This is a genomic window from Mycolicibacterium sp. 624 (assembly GCF_040548615.1).
Classification (GTDB): domain Bacteria; phylum Actinomycetota; class Actinomycetes; order Mycobacteriales; family Mycobacteriaceae; genus Mycobacterium.
Map to the genome: position 1 here is coordinate 780369 of NZ_JBEPRZ010000002.1, position 16490 is coordinate 796858.

A 16490-nucleotide genomic window follows, 5' to 3' on the forward strand; every position below is an offset into this window, starting at 1 on the left:
CTGCCGCCTCTCATTGATCCAATAGCCAACGTGCACAATCGATATCGCAGACGATGAGCTTGGCCAGTCCGCCACGTAGCGCGGCACGCGTCGCCTCGTACTTCGGCGGTCCGCTGCACACCAGGATCGTCTTCTCACATCCGCGGATGTCCTCCAACGGAACGGATACCGCCCGGCTGGCCAGCTCGGTGTCGACCGCGGCACCGTCGGCGTCGAAGAACCGCCCGCCGATCTCTCCGACCGCACCGAGAGCAACGAGCTCGTCGAGCATCCGCACGTCCAGGAAGCTCCCCTCGAACAACGTCGTCGAGGTGGACGCTGATCCCACGCCGAAAAGCATCGTGTCGGCGCGGCGCCCGGTCTCCAACGTGCGCGAGATTCCCGAGTCGCTGTGCAGCGACACCACCGTCGAGGCGTCCGCGTACAGCGGGGCCGGTAGGCGCATGGGACTGGCCCGCAACATGTCTGCGCTACGGCTGATGATGAACTCCATGCCGGTCTGATACTGCGCGGTGGACATGGCGCCGTCGAGCTGCACCACGACACGGCAGCTCGCCACACCAGGGGTCAGCGCGGTGACAGCGGCGACCTGTTCGGGCCCCCAGGTGAAACCGAGCACGTCGTCCTCCGAGAGACGTCGCATCAGAAGCGCCGCCGATGCGCGACCGAGGTGCCCGGACACGACGGCCTCGGTCAGCCCGTAGCGCTCCTCGAGGAGTCGCTCCTCCTCGGCGTGCAGGTCGTCCTTCATCGTCGGTGGGACGACGACCTCGATGCGCACCAGCCCCTTCGCCTTGGCCCGGGCGACCAGTCGCCCGGCCGTCGGTCGCGAGACACCGAGCTTGGCGGCGATCTCGGCCTGGGTCAGACCGTCGAGGTAGTACAACGTCGCGGCGCGCAGGGCCAGGCGCAAATCATCGGGTGTCGATTTGCTCGCCGTTTCGGATGACAGGGCCACTGTGTGCGCTCTACCTTTTCGATAGTGAGCATTTGCTCATGGATGCGTGTAGATGCTCATCACGCTAACATCCTAGTGTGACGTACACAACACCCTCGATTCCTGAACGGATGCGGACCGCCGTGCTGTCCGAACCGGGCCGCATCGAGATGGAGGAACGCCCAGTGCCGGCCCCGGGGCCAGGGGATGTGCTGGTCAAGGTCGCGACAGTGGGAATCTGCGGGTCCGACACCCACTACTTCCGGCACGGCAGGGTCGGCAGCTTCGTCGTCGACGGGCCATTGGTCCTCGGCCACGAGGCGGCCGGCACCATCGTCGCCGTCGGCGAGTCAGTGGATCCGGCGCGCATCGGACAACGCGTGTCCATCGAGCCGCAGCGGCCCGATCCCGATAGCACCGAGACCCGCCGTGGCCACTACAACCTGTGCCCGCACATGCAGTTCTTCGCCACGCCCCCCATCGACGGCGCCTTCTGCGACTACGTCACCATCGGTGCCGGCTTCGCGCATCCCGTACCCGACACCGTCAGCGATGAGGCCGCCGCCCTGTGCGAACCGCTGTCGGTCGGTATCGCCGCGGTGCGCAAGGCCTCGTTCGGCGCCGGCGCGCGGGTACTGATCACCGGTGCCGGCCCGATCGGCATCGTCATCGCACAACTGGCTCGCGCCTACGGTGCGACAGAGATCATCGTGAGCGATCCCGACGCCCCGCGCCGCGAGCGGGCGCTGAGCTTCGGCGCCACCTCGGCGATCGACCCGACCACCCGCGACCTCGGCGACCTCGAGGTGGATGCGTTCATCGACGCATCCGGCGCACCCAGCGCCGTCAACGCGGGAATCCGTGCGGTCCGACCCGCGGGCACCGTCGTCCTGGTCGGGTCGGGCGCCGAGGAGATGATGCTGCCGACTCAGGTGATCCAGAACCGGGAGCTGACGCTGACGGGTGTGTTCCGGTACGCCGACACCTGGCCGACGGCGATCGCGCTGGTCGCGTCCGGACGCGTCGACCTCGACGCGATGGTGACGGCGCGGTTCCCGCTCGAGAACGTCGCCGAGGCCCTCGACACCGATCTCGTGCCGGGTAGCGTGAAGACGGTGGTGAGGGTGTCATGAAGCTCAGCAACGCGACATTGGCCGATATCCCGATCGTCAAGCCGACGTATGACCGAGGTGAAATCAGTGTCGGCATAGCCCATTTCGGGGTGGGTGGCTTTCATCGCGCGCATCAGGCGGTGTACGTCGACCGGTTGCTCCAGCAGGGCAAGGCCAAGGACTGGGGCATCTGCGGCGTCGGCGTAATGCCCGCCGATCGCAGGATGGCCGACGTGATGGCCGCCCAGGACTGCCTGTACACACTGGTCACCGAGAATCCCGACGGCACACGCGACGCACGCGTGATCGGGTCGATCATCGACTACCGATACGCCCCCGACGACCCGGAGTCCGTCATCGAGATGCTGGCCGCACCCGCCACCCGCATCATCTCGCTGACCATCACCGAGGGCGGCTACTCCATCGACTCCGCACCGCCCGACGGCGTGTTCGGACTGGTCACCCGGGCTCTCGCGCGACGGCGGGAGCGCGGTGTGCCCTCACCGACCATCGTGTCGTGCGACAACATCGAGGGTAACGGCGACGTCGCGCGCGAAGCCTTCACCGCATACGCACGGCAGCATCATCCCGGGCTCGCCGAGTGGATGAACGAGCACACCAGATTTCCCAACTCGATGGTCGACCGCATCACTCCCGTCACGTCGCCGGAGGTGATCGACTCCCTCGCAACGGACTTCGGTGTGGAGGATCAGTGGCCGGTCGCCGCGGAGCCGTTCACCGCCTGGGTGCTCGAGGACTCATTCTCAAGCGGGCGGCCGCCGTTGGAGGACGTCGACGTGCTGATCGTCGATGACGTCACACCGTACGAGCTGATGAAGCTGCGCCTGCTCAACGCCAGCCACCAGTGCCTGTGCTACTTCGCCTATCTGGCCGGGTACCGCCTGGTGCACGACGCGGCACGCGACCCGCTGTTCGCCGAGTTCCTGCGCCAGTACATGGATACCGAGGGCACGCCGACCCTGAAACCCGTTCCCGGCGTCGACCTGCCCGAGTACAAGCAGACGTTGATCGAGCGGTTCGCCAACCCGGGCGTGCGCGACACCATCGTCCGGCTGTGCTTCGGCTCGTCGGATCGCATCCCGAAGTGGCTTCTGCCCGTGATCCGGGAGAACCTGCGCAGCGGTGCGCCCATCGCGATGTCGGCGGCGACCGTCGCCAGTTGGGCACGCTACGCCGAGGGCGTCGACGAACAGGGTGAGCCGATCGACGTGCAGGACCAGCTCGCGGAAACACTGGTGCCACTGGCCAAGTCGCAAGTCCAGGAGCCGACGGCGTTCATCTCCGACACCGACGTGTTCGGCGATCTCGCACAGCAGCCACGCTTCGTCGAGGCATACCTGTGGGCGCTGGACTCGCTGCACCGTCACGGCGCCCGCGCGACACTGCAGGCCCTGGTCGGGCAGGTGTCGTCATGACCGAACGCGCTCTGGTCATCGGAGAGGCACTCATCGACATCGTCGAGCACGACGGGCGGGTGATGGGCGAGCACGTCGGAGGCAGCCCGCTCAACGTGGCGGTCGGGCTGGGCAGGCTGGGGCGAGGTGTCGACTTCCTCACTCACATCGCCGACGACGACCGCGGGCACCGCATCGCCGAGTACATCGAATCATCTGGTGTGCAGCTCGTTTCGGGCAGCAGGACGGCAACAAGGACGCCGACCGCGATGGCGCACCTCAATGAGGCGGGCGCGGCCGACTACGAGTTCGATATCGACTGGCGGCTGTCGGGCACCGCAGAGGTCGCGCCACCGCTGGTGGCACACACCGGATCGATAGCCGCGTTCCTCGACCCGGGATGCCTGGCCACCGCCGCCCTGTTGGACGCCTACCGAACCGCGGCGACCATCACGTATGACCCCAACGTGCGGCCCGCGCTCATCACCGAACGCGGGCAGGCGATCGCCAGAATCGACCGGCTGGTCGAGAAGGCCGACGTCGTCAAGGCCAGCGACGAGGATCTGCATTGGATCGACCCGGGCCGCACACCGGAGCAGATCGCGACCGCGTGGCAGGCGCTGGGGCCGTCGATCGTCGCGGTGACGATGGGCGAGCGTGGAGCGTTCGCCGTGAGCGCCGCGGGCGTGGTCCGCGTCGATGCGCGTCCGGTGCAGGTCGTCGACACCGTCGGAGCGGGCGACGCATTCATGACGGGGCTCATCGACGCGCTGTGGTCGCTGGGCCTGCTGGGTGCCGAACGGCGCAGAGCCCTGGCCCGCATCGACCTCGCTGAGTTGGAGTACGTGCTGGGAGAGGCCTCGCTGGCGTCGGCGCTGACCGTGGCGCGCGCCGGGGCCGACTTGCCGGATCGCGCGGCGCTGCAACGCGGCCAGCAAAGTGGGTAATACTGAACTATGCGTTCCATCTGGAAGGGTTCGGTCGCCTTTGGGCTGGTGAACGTCCCGGTCAAGGTCTATAGCGCGACCGAGGACCACGACATCAAGTTCCACCAGGTGCATGAGAAGGACAACGGGCGCATCCGGTACAAGCGCGTGTGCGAGGTCTGCGGCGAGGTCGTGGAGTACCGCGATATCGCGCGGGCCTATGACTCCGACGATGGCCAGACCGTCATCATCACCGATGACGACATCGCGACGCTGCCCGAGGAGCGCAGCCGCGAGATCGAGGTCGTCGAGTTCATTCCCGCCGATCAGCTCGACCCGCTGATGTATGACAAGAGCTATTTCCTGGAACCCGACTCGAAGTCGTCGAAGGCCTACGTGCTGCTGGCCAAGACGCTCGCCGAGACCGACCGGGTGGCGATCGTGCACTTCGCGTTGCGCAACAAGACGCGGCTGGCGGCGTTGCGGGTCAAGGACTTCAGCAAGCGCGACGTCATGGTGATCCACACGCTGCTGTGGCCCGATGAGATCCGCGACCCCGACTTCCCGATCCTCGATCAGAAGGTCGAAGTCAAGCCCTCCGAGTTGAAGATGGCCGGCCAGGTGGTCGAGTCGATGACCGCCGACTTCCACCCCGACCAGTTCCGCGACGACTACCAGGAACAGCTCCACGAACTGGTGCAGGCCAAACTCGAAGGCGGAGAGGCGTTCGCGACCGAGGAGCAGGAGCCCGCCAACCTCGACGAGACCGACGACGTCTCGGACCTGCTCGCCAAGTTGGAGGCCAGCGTCAAGGCTCGCAAGGGTGCATCGAAGTCCGATGGCGATGGCGAGGCCAAGAAGGCACCAGCCAAGAAGGCACCGGCGAAGAAGGCCGCCGCCAAGAAGGCACCCGCGAAGAAGGCCGCTGCCAAGAAGGCACCAGCCAAGCAGTCGCGTGACTGACCTGTCGGGTATTGCCAAGCACCCACTGACGAACGTCGCCGTCGGCACCGCGATAACGGCACTGGGCGTCGCAGCCGAGACCTACCGCGTGTGTGAACGGCTGCCGTTCGTGGGAGCGCGGCTGGCCGACGCTCGCTCTGCTCTGGAGCGGCGAGGCGAGGAAGTCGTGGCGAACGGCTTGGAACCGCTGAAGGCCACCATTGCCGCCGTGGCCGTCGAATTGGTGGAACTCGTGCTCGACGAGCTCGACATCAATGCACTCGTGCGCAAGCGCGTCGATCTCATCGGGTTGGCCGACGAGGTCGTCGCGGGCATCGACCTCCCGGCGATCATCCGGGAGTCCACCAGCACCGTGACCGCGGATGTCATGTCCGACGTGCGCAGCGGGGGCGAGCGGGCCGACGACGCCGTGGCTGGCATTGTCGATCGAATCCTGGGGCGCGACAGGGGTTCCCGTTGACCGAGTTCGCACCCGGGCCCGATGACGAACCGCGCCGGGCAGGCATCGTCAGCCGCGGTGTGGCAGCTGTCGTGGACCTCGCCGTGGTGTTGGCGGTCATCGGCATGCTCTACGTCGGGCTGGTGCTCACGTCGCTAGCGCTGAACCCCTCGGCGTTTCGGTTCCCCGCGGTCGGCGTGCTGTTCTCCAGCACGGTGACATTCGGTGTCGCGGTGCTGTACCTCGCGGGCTGCTGGGCAGTCTCGGGCTGCACCGCAGGGGCGGTGATCATGGGCCTGCGGGTCGTGGGCAGACGCGCCGAACGGATGTCGGTGGTGTCGGCGCTACTGCGAGCCATCGCGTGCGTCGTGCTGCCCATCGGGCTGGCGTGGGTGGCCGTCGACAGCAGACGCCGCTCGATTCAGGACCTGGCCTTCGGCACCCGGGTCGTGTACGTGACCCGCGCCGCCGAGTAGCCGCGTCCTGCGGCCCCGCGACTTCTGCACCAGCGTCGCTCGCGTCGTGAATTTACGACCGCCCTGCAGATCTCGGCGAAGGTGGCGGCGTGAATCCGCGGCGTGCGAACGCCTCACGGACTCGGTGCAGGATGAACTGGCGGCTGTGCTCGGCGACGACCCGGAGGTCAATCCAGCCCTGGCGATCAATGAGTTCGGCGCGCCAGATGTCGTGTACGTACTGGGTCCGCTTGGCGCTGTGGTGTGCGCCCTCGTAGTCCAGGCCCACCATCGGCTCGTCGTATCCCATATCGATGAACGCCTCACGGAAACCGTCGGTGACGCGGATCTGGGTTCGCGGGGCGGGTAGACCCGCATCGATGAGCAGCAGTCGCAACCACGTCTCCTTCGGTGACTGTGCGCCGCCGTCCATCAGCGCCAGTGCCTCTCGCGCACGCCGGACTCCCCTCGCGCCGCGGTACCGCTCAAGTAGGTCGGCCACCTCGATGCCTGACACACCGATCGCGGCAGCCAGTGCGTCGAGGTGAGGCACCGCGATGTCGCGCGGGAGATGTCGGCCGAGGTCGAGCGCCGTCCGCGCGAGCGACGTCACTGGGATCTCGCCGATGCGGACGATCTCATCGGGCGCGATCCGTTCCTCGTGCACGAAGACACCCGGTCGGGGGCGGGTGTGTTCGGCAATCACTTCGATCGGCGTCGCGTCGTCGACCCATCGCGCGCCGTGCAGCGCCGCCGCAGCCCGCCCGGCGATGACGCCTCGGCGCCCGGTCCAGAGCCACGTCGCGAAGGTCCGCGTGAACAGGGTCTGCTCAGCGTTCTTTCGGTACGTAGACCCCTGGATGCAACGCCAGGTGATTCCACCGCAGAGCACCGGGCGTCAGACTGCCTGCGCTGATCGCCTCGCTACCAACGAAAGGTATCCACATGCCCTGAACGCTGGCCGAGGCAGCAGACGAGTCGCGTTCGGAACAGCGATCGGGCGCCGCCTGCCTGTGGATGGAACGACGCCTGTGCAGAAGTCGCGCATTTCACGCCGACTTCTGCACCAGCGTCGCTCGCGTCGCGAATTCACGACGCGTGCGCAGATCTCGGCGATTGGAAGGCAGTCACACTCGCACCCAAACTAGAACGTGTTCCAGAAACCGACCACGCCGGGCCGTAACCCTTGTTACCGTGACGCCCGGCTAGGGAAGTGAGGAACACATGATTCTCGACAGGTTCAAGCTCGACGACCAGGTGGCTGTGGTCACCGGGGCGGGCCGCGGACTCGGTGCCGCGATGGCGCTGGCGTTCGCCGAAGCCGGTGCGGACGTGGTGATCGCGGCGCGCACACAGTCCCAGCTCGACGAGGTGGCTGAGCAGATAAGGGGCGTCGGCCGCAAAGCCCACGTCGTCGTCGCCGACCTCGCCCACCCCGAGGACACCGCCAGGCTCGCGGCCGCGGCAGTCGAGGCGTTCGGCAAACTAGACATCGTCGTCAACAATGTCGGCGGCACGATGCCCAACGCGCTACTGAACACCTCGACGAAGGACCTGCGCGACGCCTTCACCTTCAACGTCGCGACCGCCCATGCGCTGACGACGGCGGCCGTCCCGCTGATGCTCGAGCACTCGGGCGGCGGAAGCATCATCAACATCACCTCGACTATGGGCCGGACCGCCGGTCGCGGATTCGCCGCCTACGGCACCGCCAAGGCCGCACTCGCGCACTACACCCGACTGTCCGCACTGGACCTCGCGCCGCGCATCCGAGTCAACGCCATCGCACCGGGGTCGATCCTGACCTCCGCGCTGGACGTGGTGGCCTCCAACGACAGCCTTCGCGAGCCGATGGAGAAGGCCACCCCGATGCGCCGTCTCGGCGATCCGGTCGATATCGCCGCTGCCGCTGTCTATCTCGCGTCGCCGGCCGGTAGCTACCTGACCGGTAAGACCCTTGAGGTCGACGGCGGCCTCACCTTCCCCAACCTCGACCTTCCCATCCCCGATCTGTGAGGAGCACCGAGTTGCCCATCAAAGTCGCCGCGATCGGCACCGGAAACGTTGGCCAGCACGCGCTGACCCAGCTGATCAACGACCCGCGCTTCGAGCTGACCGCCGTCTGGGTGTCGTCGGACTCCAAGAAGGGCAAGGACGCCGGTGAACTCGCCGGGCTCGACATAGAGACGGGCATCATCGCCACCACCGATCTCGACGACGTGCTCGCCACCGAACCCGACTGCGCGGTGTACACCGCAATGGCGGACAACCGCCTGGTCGAGGCGCTCGAGGACTACCGGCGCATCCTGGCGGCGGGCGTCAACCTCGTCGGCAGCAGCGCGGTTTTCCTGCAGTACCCGTGGCAGACACTGCCCGAGAACATGATTGCCCCGATCGCAGACGCGGCGGCATCCGGCCAGGCCAGTCTGTTCATCGGCGGCATCGATCCGGGCTTCGCCAACGACCTGCTGCCGATGGCGCTCGCCGGAACCTGCCAGAGCATCGAGCAGATCCGGTGCATGGAGATCATCAACTACGACACCTATGACAGCGCCACGGTGATGTTCGACGTGATGGGCTTCGGCAGGCCGCTCGATGAGACCCCGATGCTGCTGCAGCCGGGGGTACTGAGCCTGGCGTGGGGTTCGGTGGTTCGGCAGTTGGCCGCCGGACTGGGCATCGAACTCGACGAGGTCACCGAGACCCACACGCGGACACCGGCACCGGAGGACTTCGACATCGCCTCCGGACACGTCGCGAAGGGCACCGCCGCCGCGCTGCGGTTCGAGGTTCGCGGAATGAAGGACGGCAAGGCGGCAGTCGTTCTCGAACACGTCACCCGCCTCCGCGATGACCTGCATCCGGAGTGGCCGCAACCCGCGCAGGAGGGCGGCTCCTACCGCATCGAGATCACCGGCGAACCGTCTTATGCACTCGACCTGTGTCTCAGTAGTCGCAAAGGCGATCACAACCACGCGGGGCTGGTGGCGACGGCAGCCAGAGTCGTCAACGCCATCCCGGAAGTGGTTGCGGCACCGCCCGGAATCCGCACCACCCTAGACCTTCCACTGGTGACGGGACGAGGGCTGTACGCTCCCAATTGACGCGGTTGCCCGAGACTGAGGAGAGTCAAATGAGTGCACTTCGCTTCGTCGTTCCAATGATTTTCGCCGCCGGTGTCGGCGTCGCTGTCGCGGCCGCCCCCACCGCCGCCGCGGAGCCCCCCAACCCGCTTCTGCCCCAGTGCGAGGTCACCGGCGGGTCATCCGTCGAGGGCGGCCAGACCACCGACTGCGCCAGCCCCGGCAACGTCCAGATCGACGCCACCCCGCCCGAGCCCGGCTACGGCATGTTCCCGTGGGACGACGAGTTCTTCGTTCTATAACGGTCTTCGTTTTTTGACGGTTCTTCGTTTTTTGACGCGGCGCTGACGGTCCTGACCTGCGCTCTGCGGCGTATCATTGCTGCAGCGATCGGAGCAGGTCATGACCATCACGTCTCGCTATTCGGTGCCGCTACTGGCGGCTATCGGTTTGTGCCTCGCGGTCCTGGCAGCGCCAGTGGCCGCGGCCCAGCCCACGTGTGTGAACACCGCCCCAAACACCACGCAGTGCGCCACAAACGGCAGCAACTCGATCACGACATCGCCGCCCGCGATGAACAACGGCCCCTTCTACGGCTGGCCGTACGGCGGCGGCTTCGTCTTCGGCATCTGGTAGCGCCCGGCCCTGAAAACAGGGGCACGATTGCCATGACCTGAGGGTTTCGGCTAACCTAACTTTTCTATTCGCCGTCCCGGATAGAGAGTGAGTTCGTTGGCAATCGAAACCAAGGCACGGGTACGCCCGGGCATGCTGCTGCTCGGCCCGGCATTCGTCGCCGCAATCGCCTACGTCGACCCCGGCAACGTCGCCGCCAACGTCAGTGCAGGCGCCCAGTTCGGGTTCCTCCTGGTGTGGGTGATCCTGGTCGCCAACGTCATGGCCGGCCTGGTGCAGTACCTGTCGGCCAAGCTCGGCCTCGTCACCGGGCGCAGCCTGCCCGAGGCGGTGGCCGACCACTCCCGCACCCGCACCCGTATCGCGTACTGGCTGCAGGCCGAATTCGTCGCGATGGCAACTGATCTCGCCGAGGTCGTCGGTGGTGCGATAGCGCTCTACCTGCTGTTCGACCTGCCGCTACTCATCGGCGGCGTGATCACCGGCGCCGTCTCACTGCTGTTGCTGGCCGTCCAGGACCGCCGCGGCCAGCGGATGTTCGAGCGCGTGATCACCGGGCTGCTGCTCGTCATCGCGATCGGCTTCCTCACCAGCCTGTTCGTCGCGCCGCCGTCACCGGCAGACGTGGCGGGCGGCCTGCTCCCCCGGTTCGACGGCCCGGAGAGCATCCTGCTCGCCACCGCAATGCTCGGGGCGACCGTGATGCCGCACGCCGTCTACCTGCACTCGGGGCTTGCGCGCGACCGGCACGGCCATCCCGAGGCGGGCGCCCCGCGACGCCGCCTGCTGCGGATCACCCGCTACGACGTCGGCCTCGCCATGCTCGTCGCGGGGGCGGTGAACCTCGCGATGCTGCTGGTCGCCGCGACCAACCTGCAGGGCATGGAGAACACCGACTCCATCGAGGGCGCCCACGCCGCGGTGCAGAACACGTTGGGCCACACGGTCGCCCTGTTCTTCGCCATCGGACTGCTCGCCTCAGGTCTCGCCTCGACGTCGGTGGGGGCCTACGCCGGAGCGATGATCATGCAGGGCCTGCTGCGGCGCAGCTACCCGCTGCTGCTGCGGCGGCTGGTGACGCTGATCCCCGCACTCGTGATCCTGGCCATCGGCGTGGACCCCAGCCGGGCGCTGGTGCTCTCACAGGTCGTGCTGTCGTTCGGCATCCCGTTCGCCCTGATCCCGCTGGTACGCCTGACCAGCAATCGCGTGCTGATGGGCGCCGACGTCAACCACCGCGTGACCACCGCGCTCGGATGGTTGGTCGCCGGAGTGATTACGGTGTTGAACGTGGTGTTGATCTACCTGACCGTCACAGGCTGAATGCAGCCGTACTTCGCGTACGGATCGAACCTGAACGTTGCGCAGATGGCGCAGCGCTGCCCCGATGCGCTCAGCCCGCTGCCGGCCACCCTCGCCGACCATGACTGGCTGATCAATGAGCGCGGCGTCGCGACCGTGGAACCCGTCGACGGAGCCGAGGTGCACGGCGTGCTCTGGCAGGTCAGCGACAGCGATCTGGACGTCCTCGACAGCGCCGAGGGTGTGCCCGTCCGGTACCGCCGCGACAAACTCGTCGTGCATACCGAGCACGGCCCGCGCCACGCCTGGGTCTACATCGACCACCGCGTCGAACCCGGCGCCCCCCGGCCCGGATACCTGGAGCGGGTCATCGACGGCGCGCGCCACCACGGGCTGCCGCAGCGTTGGGTGGACTTCCTGCACCGGTGGGATCCGAAGCACTGGCCGCGCGCCCTGGCACCGACTGAAAAGCCTGGGCCGCAATCACTCTCAGAACTGCTGGCCGATCCTCATGTCGAGGAGTCCAGCACGCTGCGGTCGGGATTCGGCTTCCTCGCGATCCACGGCGGCGGCCTGGAGCAGATGACCGACGTCATCGCCGAACGCGCCGCCGAGGCCGCCGGCGCGTCGGTCTACGTCGTGCGCCACCCCGACAACTACCCATACCATCTGTCGTCAGCGTCCTATGCCGCCGCCGAGTCCGACCGTCTCGCGGAGTTCCTCGACCACGTCGCGTTCGCGGTCTCGCTGCACGGCTACGGACGCATCGGCCGCAGCACCCACCTACTCGCCGGTGGCCGCAACCGCGCATTGGCCGCGCACCTCGCCGACACCGTTGCGCTGCCCGGCTATCAGGTGATCACCGACCTGGACTCCATCCCGCGTGAGCTACGCGGAATGCACCCGGCCAACCCCGTGAACAAGCCACGGGGCGGTGGCACCCAACTCGAACTCACCCCCCGAGTGCGCGGCACCAGCCCGCGCAGCGGTCCGGTGGGCGAGGACGGACTGACCCGCGCCACCTCACTGCTGGTCGACGGCCTCGTGACGGCGGCCCGCACCTGGCGCCCCGTCTAGACCCATCCACTCCGCAGCCGGCTCCGAATAGGGAGTGTGGAACGAGAAGACCAGCTAGGACGCTCGATCGCCGTGATCGGGAGCGGAATCGCCGGCCTCACGGCGGCCCATGTGCTCTCGGCGCGCGACCAGGTGACGCTGTACGAGGCCGACACCCGCCTCGGCGGGCACGCGCACACCCATTTCGTCGACGACGGAGACGGCAGGGTCATCGGCATCGACTCGGCGTTCCTGGTGCACAACGACCGCACCTATCCGACACTGTGCCGGCTGTTCGGCGAGCTGGGTATCGCCACCAACGACACCGACATGTCGATGTCGGTGCGTGACGATGTCGCCGGACTGGAGTACGCGGGGGCCCGCGGAATTGGCGGCCTGTTCCCCTCGATCGGGTCGCTGGCGAAGCCCCGCTACCTGCTGATGCTCGCCGAGGTGCGAAGGTTTCACCGCGTCGCGAGCGCACTGCTCGCCGACGAGTCAGCGGGCGACGGCGAGCCTTTGGGTGACTTCGTGCGGCGGCACGGATTCTCCGATTACTTCGTCGAGCACTTCGCGCGGCCGCTGGTCGCCGCCGTCTGGTCCTGCGCGCCCGGTGCGGCGATGCGGTATCCGGCGCGCTACCTCTTCGTCTTCCTCGAACACCACGGCATGCTCTCGGTGTTCGGCTCGCCGACCTGGCGCACCGTGGTCGGCGGATCGGCGACCTACGTCAACGCGATCGCCGAGACGTTGCACGAGGTGTCGATGGGCACGCCGGTGACCGCGGTGCGACGGATACCCGAGGGCGTTCTGGTGAGCGCCGGTGACAGCGCCCCGCGCCGCTTCGACGCCGCAGTGGTGGCCACCCATCCCGAGCAGGCGCTGCACATGCTCGCCGAGCCGACCTGCGCCGAGCGGGCGGTACTGGGCGCGATGCCCTACTCGATCAACCACGCCCAGCTGCACACCGATGCCTCGGTGTTGCCACGCAGGCCGCGTGCCCGCGCATCATGGAACTACCTGGTCGCCCACGACTCCGACACCGTGCTGGTCACCTACGACGTCACGCGCTTGATGCGCCTGGGCGGCGCGACGCGTTACCTCGTCACCCTGGGCGGCGGGCACCGGGTTGACCAGAGCACCGTGATCGCCGAGATGACCTACGCGCATCCGCTCTACACACCCGAATCCGTTGCCGCGCAAGGCCGACTTCCCGAACTCGACGACGATCGGGTGGTGTTCGCCGGGGCATACCACGGCTGGGGCTTCCACGAGGACGGTGCGGCGTCCGGCCTTCGCGCCGCCCAACGACTCGGCGCCGACTGGCGTGCCGCGTCGAAGCACGAGGTGGCCGCGTGCTGACCCCGAGTCTGTACCGCACCCGCATCACGCACCTGCGCCGGGCTCCGGTGCACCACTACTTCGAGCAACGCGGATACAGCTGGCTCGTCGACCTGGACAACCTGCCGCGGCTGCCGCGGGGCCTGCGCCCATTCGCGAAGTTCGAAGCCCGCGACCACTTCTCGACACCACCACCCACGGGTGTCGACGACACACTGCGCAACCGTGTCGACGCGTTCCTCGCCGAACGCGGTATCGACGTGCGCGACGGCACCGTCACCGCGCTGCTGCAGGCACGGGTACTCGGCTACGTGTTCAATCCGATCAGCATCTACTGGTGCCACGACTCCGACGGCGTGCTGCGGCACGTGATCGCCGAGGTGCACAACACATACGGCGGCAGGCACGCATATCTGCTCCCACCAACGGGCGACGCGCCAGCGGCCGTGAAGAAGTCGCTGTACGTCTCACCCTTCAACGAGGTCGACGGGTACTACCTGGTGCGCGCGCCCGAGCCGGACGAGTCCCTCGATGTCGCCATCTCACTTCACCGCGAGCACATCCCGGCGTTCGTCGCCACGCTGCGCGGCACCCGACGCAGGGCGGGCGTCGCGCAGGTACTGCGCATGCAACTGATAGCCCCCGCGGCCCCGCTCATGGGGGCGGTGTGGATTCGGATTCAGGGCATCACATTGTGGGCGCGACGGGTTCCCGTCGTTCCCCGAACATCCGTCGCCGAGAAGGAGAGGGTCAAGCAACTGTGACCACCGACATCACCGGAAGTATCGGTGCCGCTGCGATTTCGGACCGTTGGCCGGCCGTCGCGCGAAGTCCGCGGGGCGTACGCAGCCTTGTGTACGGGCGCATCGCGGATGGGCTGCTGCGACGGGCCGCCGCCCGGCTGGCGCTACGGCTGGAATACCCAGACGGCACGATCGTCGGCGCCGCCGATCCGACCTTGCCGACCATGGTCATCCACGATCCGCAGAGCCTGGCCCGCAGGGTGGGCCGGTTCGGCCTGATCGGGTTCGGTGAGGCCTATATGGCCGGCGAGTGGGACTCCACCGACCTCGCCGAGCTGATGACTGTGTTCGCCAACTCGGTCGCCGACCTGATTCCGCCTGCCCTGCAACGCCTTAGGCCACTAGCTGTGGTTCGCCATCCCCGTTCGATGTACAACAGTCTCAAGCAGGCCCGTAACAACATCTCCGAGCACTACGACCTGTCCAATGACCTGTTCGGGCACTTCCTCGACGAGACCATGACGTACTCAAGCGCCCTGTTCGACACCGGGACGCCCGTCTGGGAGCAACTGCCCGAGGCTCAGCGGCGCAAGATCGACCGCCTGCTCGACGCGGCGTGCGTTGGCACGGGCAGTCGCGTCCTGGAGATCGGCACGGGCTGGGGCGAGCTGTGCATCCGGGCCGCATCTCGCGGTGCCCACGTGCACTCGATAACGCTGTCGGCCGAGCAGCAACGCCTCGCGCGACAGCGCGTCGCCGAAGCCGGCCTGTCCGACCTGGTCACCATCGAACTCCAGGATTACCGCGAGGTCGAGGGCCGGTACGACGCCGTGGTCTCGGTCGAGATGATCGAGGCGGTCGGATACCGGTTCTGGCCGACGTACTTCCAGACTCTAGACCGGCTCGTCGCGCCGGGAGGGCGGGTCGCGGTCCAGGCCATCACGATGCCGCACGACCGAATGTTGGCCTCCCGCAACACCTATACCTGGATCCAGAAGTACATCTTTCCAGGCGGCCTGATCCCGTCCACGGAGGCGATCCTCGGCATCACCGAGCGCCAGACACGTCTGCGGACCGTCGGCATGCGCTCGCTGCGACCCCACTACGCCGAGACGCTGCGGTTGTGGCGCGAACGGTTCGGGGAGCGTCACGAGGCGGTGACCGCGCTGGGCTTCGACGACGTCTTTCAGCGTATGTGGGAGCTGTATCTGGCGTACTCCGAGGCGGGCTTCCGGTCGGGCTACCTCGACGTCTACCAATGGACTTTCGCGCCAACGGGTTCGGGCGGATCAGACCGATGACGAACTTCATTGTCATCAGCGCGGTATCGCTCGCTGTCGTGCTCGTGGCCTACGGGCTCACCTTCCTCATCGGCCGCCGGATCGGGCGCTACAACGTCGTCGACGTGACGTGGGGTGCGAGCTTCGTCGTCGTGGCCGCCGTTGCCGCTTCCATCGGCACAGGTGACCTGATGCGGCGGCTGCTGCTACTCGGCCTCGTCGCGGTGTGGGGCCTGCGCCTGGCGTGGCACATGGTGAGCAAGTCGAGGGGCAAGGGTGAGGACCCCCGCTACGCCGCGCTGCTCAAGGGCGACTTCTCGGCGTCAACCGTGCTGCGCAAGATCTTCCTGATACAGGCGGTCGCGACGTGGTTCGTGTCGCTGCCACTGCAGTTGTCGGCGACGCTTGGTCCCACCCCGCCCGCGCTAGTCCCCGTGCTGATCTGTGGCGTCATCGTGTGGTTGATCGGAGTGCTGTTCGAAGCGGTCGGCGATCACCAGCTCAAGGCATTCAAGGCCGACCCTGCCAACAAGGGCGAGATCATGGACCGCGGCCTGTGGGCGTGGACGCGGCATCCCAACTACTTCGGGGATGCCACGGTGTGGTGGGGGCTCTGGCTGATCAGCATCGCCGGTGCGGTGTCGCTGACGACGGTGCTCTCGCCCGTCGCCATGACCTACTTCCTGGTCTACGCGACAGGAGCCCGCCGCACCGAGAAGTTCATGGCCGATCGACCGGGATTTCGCCAATACCAGTCCCGCACATCGTTTTTCGTACCACGCCCACCTAGATCTCGATAACT

17 protein-coding genes and 1 pseudogene are annotated in these 16490 nt (G+C 67.2%); 16 read left to right on the plus strand and 2 right to left on the minus strand.

The genetic code is table 11. The features are described from left to right. Window positions 1-10 precede the first annotated feature (10 nt). Complete coding sequence (locus ABIA65_RS10740; RefSeq protein ID WP_241403330.1) at window positions 11-958, minus strand: sugar-binding transcriptional regulator; 948 nt, start codon at window positions 956-958, stop codon at window positions 11-13. 110 nt (window positions 959-1068) lie between these two features. Between ABIA65_RS10740 and ABIA65_RS10745 the strand changes: the two genes are divergently transcribed. Genes ABIA65_RS10745 through ABIA65_RS10770 form a run of 6 tightly spaced genes read left to right on the plus strand, consistent with a single transcriptional unit; the run spans window position 1069 to window position 6268 of the window. Next, window positions 1069-2070 (plus strand): NAD(P)-dependent alcohol dehydrogenase, encoded by a 1002-nt coding sequence (locus tag ABIA65_RS10745; protein ID WP_241405486.1) that lies wholly within the window; start codon window positions 1069-1071, stop codon window positions 2068-2070. Then, window positions 2067-3485, plus strand: a complete 1419-nt coding sequence (locus ABIA65_RS10750; RefSeq protein WP_354523483.1) for a mannitol dehydrogenase family protein — start codon at window positions 2067-2069, stop codon at window positions 3483-3485. The genes ABIA65_RS10745 and ABIA65_RS10750 overlap by 4 nt, the downstream gene beginning before the upstream one ends. Beyond that, a complete protein-coding gene (locus ABIA65_RS10755; RefSeq protein WP_354523484.1) occupies window positions 3482-4411 on the plus strand; it encodes a carbohydrate kinase family protein in 930 nt (309 codons plus the stop codon). The genes ABIA65_RS10750 and ABIA65_RS10755 overlap by 4 nt, the downstream gene beginning before the upstream one ends. Before the next feature lie 9 nt (window positions 4412-4420). After that, window positions 4421-5353 carry a non-homologous end joining protein Ku gene (gene ku, locus ABIA65_RS10760; protein ID WP_241403327.1) on the plus strand — a complete coding sequence of 311 codons (933 nt, stop codon included), beginning with the start codon at window positions 4421-4423 and terminating at the stop codon, window positions 5351-5353. Continuing rightward, complete coding sequence (locus ABIA65_RS10765; RefSeq protein ID WP_354523485.1) at window positions 5346-5813, plus strand: hypothetical protein; 468 nt, start codon at window positions 5346-5348, stop codon at window positions 5811-5813. The genes ku and ABIA65_RS10765 overlap by 8 nt, the downstream gene beginning before the upstream one ends. Further along, window positions 5810-6268, plus strand: a complete 459-nt coding sequence (locus ABIA65_RS10770; protein ID WP_354523486.1) for an RDD family protein — start codon at window positions 5810-5812, stop codon at window positions 6266-6268. The genes ABIA65_RS10765 and ABIA65_RS10770 overlap by 4 nt, the downstream gene beginning before the upstream one ends. A 52-nt stretch (window positions 6269-6320) precedes the next feature. Here the strand turns inward: ABIA65_RS10770 and ABIA65_RS10775 are convergent. After that, window positions 6321-7194, minus strand: a pseudogene (locus ABIA65_RS10775) (hypothetical protein). A 277-nt stretch (window positions 7195-7471) separates the two neighbouring features. Between ABIA65_RS10775 and ABIA65_RS10780 the strand changes: the two are divergent. The 10 genes from ABIA65_RS10780 (at window position 7472) to ABIA65_RS10825 (ending at window position 16488) form a co-directional block, all read left to right on the plus strand. Beyond that, on the plus strand, window positions 7472-8263 hold the full coding sequence (locus tag ABIA65_RS10780; RefSeq protein WP_241403323.1) for an SDR family oxidoreductase: 792 nt from the start codon (window positions 7472-7474) through the stop codon (window positions 8261-8263). An 11-nt stretch (window positions 8264-8274) separates the two neighbouring features. Continuing rightward, window positions 8275-9351: an NAD(P)H-dependent amine dehydrogenase family protein gene (locus tag ABIA65_RS10785; protein ID WP_354523487.1), complete on the plus strand. Its 1077-nt coding sequence runs from the start codon at window positions 8275-8277 to the stop codon at window positions 9349-9351. Window positions 9352-9380: 29 nt separating this feature from the next. Beyond that, the gene (locus ABIA65_RS10790) at window positions 9381-9632 is read left to right on the plus strand and encodes a hypothetical protein (protein ID WP_241403321.1); all 252 of its coding nucleotides are present in this window, start codon (window positions 9381-9383) and stop codon (window positions 9630-9632) included. Between the two features lie 100 nt (window positions 9633-9732). After that, window positions 9733-9966, plus strand: coding sequence for a hypothetical protein (locus ABIA65_RS10795; protein WP_241403320.1), 234 nt, complete (start codon window positions 9733-9735; stop codon window positions 9964-9966). A gap of 96 nt (window positions 9967-10062) precedes the next feature. Further along, window positions 10063-11289 (plus strand): Nramp family divalent metal transporter, encoded by a 1227-nt coding sequence (locus ABIA65_RS10800; protein ID WP_354523488.1) that lies wholly within the window; start codon window positions 10063-10065, stop codon window positions 11287-11289. Beyond that, the gene (locus tag ABIA65_RS10805) at window positions 11290-12345 is read left to right on the plus strand and encodes a poly-gamma-glutamate hydrolase family protein (RefSeq protein WP_354523489.1); all 1056 of its coding nucleotides are present in this window, start codon (window positions 11290-11292) and stop codon (window positions 12343-12345) included. A gap of 36 nt (window positions 12346-12381) precedes the next feature. Beyond that, window positions 12382-13686 (plus strand): NAD(P)/FAD-dependent oxidoreductase, encoded by a 1305-nt coding sequence (locus ABIA65_RS10810; RefSeq protein ID WP_354523490.1) that lies wholly within the window; start codon window positions 12382-12384, stop codon window positions 13684-13686. Continuing rightward, entirely contained in the window at window positions 13680-14429 is a 750-nt protein-coding gene (locus tag ABIA65_RS10815; RefSeq protein ID WP_354523491.1) for a DUF1365 domain-containing protein, read from the plus strand. The genes ABIA65_RS10810 and ABIA65_RS10815 overlap by 7 nt, the downstream gene beginning before the upstream one ends. Further along, complete coding sequence (locus ABIA65_RS10820) at window positions 14426-15709, plus strand: class I SAM-dependent methyltransferase (protein WP_354523492.1); 1284 nt, start codon at window positions 14426-14428, stop codon at window positions 15707-15709. The genes ABIA65_RS10815 and ABIA65_RS10820 overlap by 4 nt, the downstream gene beginning before the upstream one ends. Further along, a complete protein-coding gene (locus tag ABIA65_RS10825; protein ID WP_354523493.1) occupies window positions 15706-16488 on the plus strand; it encodes a DUF1295 domain-containing protein in 783 nt (260 codons plus the stop codon). The genes ABIA65_RS10820 and ABIA65_RS10825 overlap by 4 nt, the downstream gene beginning before the upstream one ends. The last annotated feature ends 2 nt before the right edge of the window (window positions 16489-16490 follow it).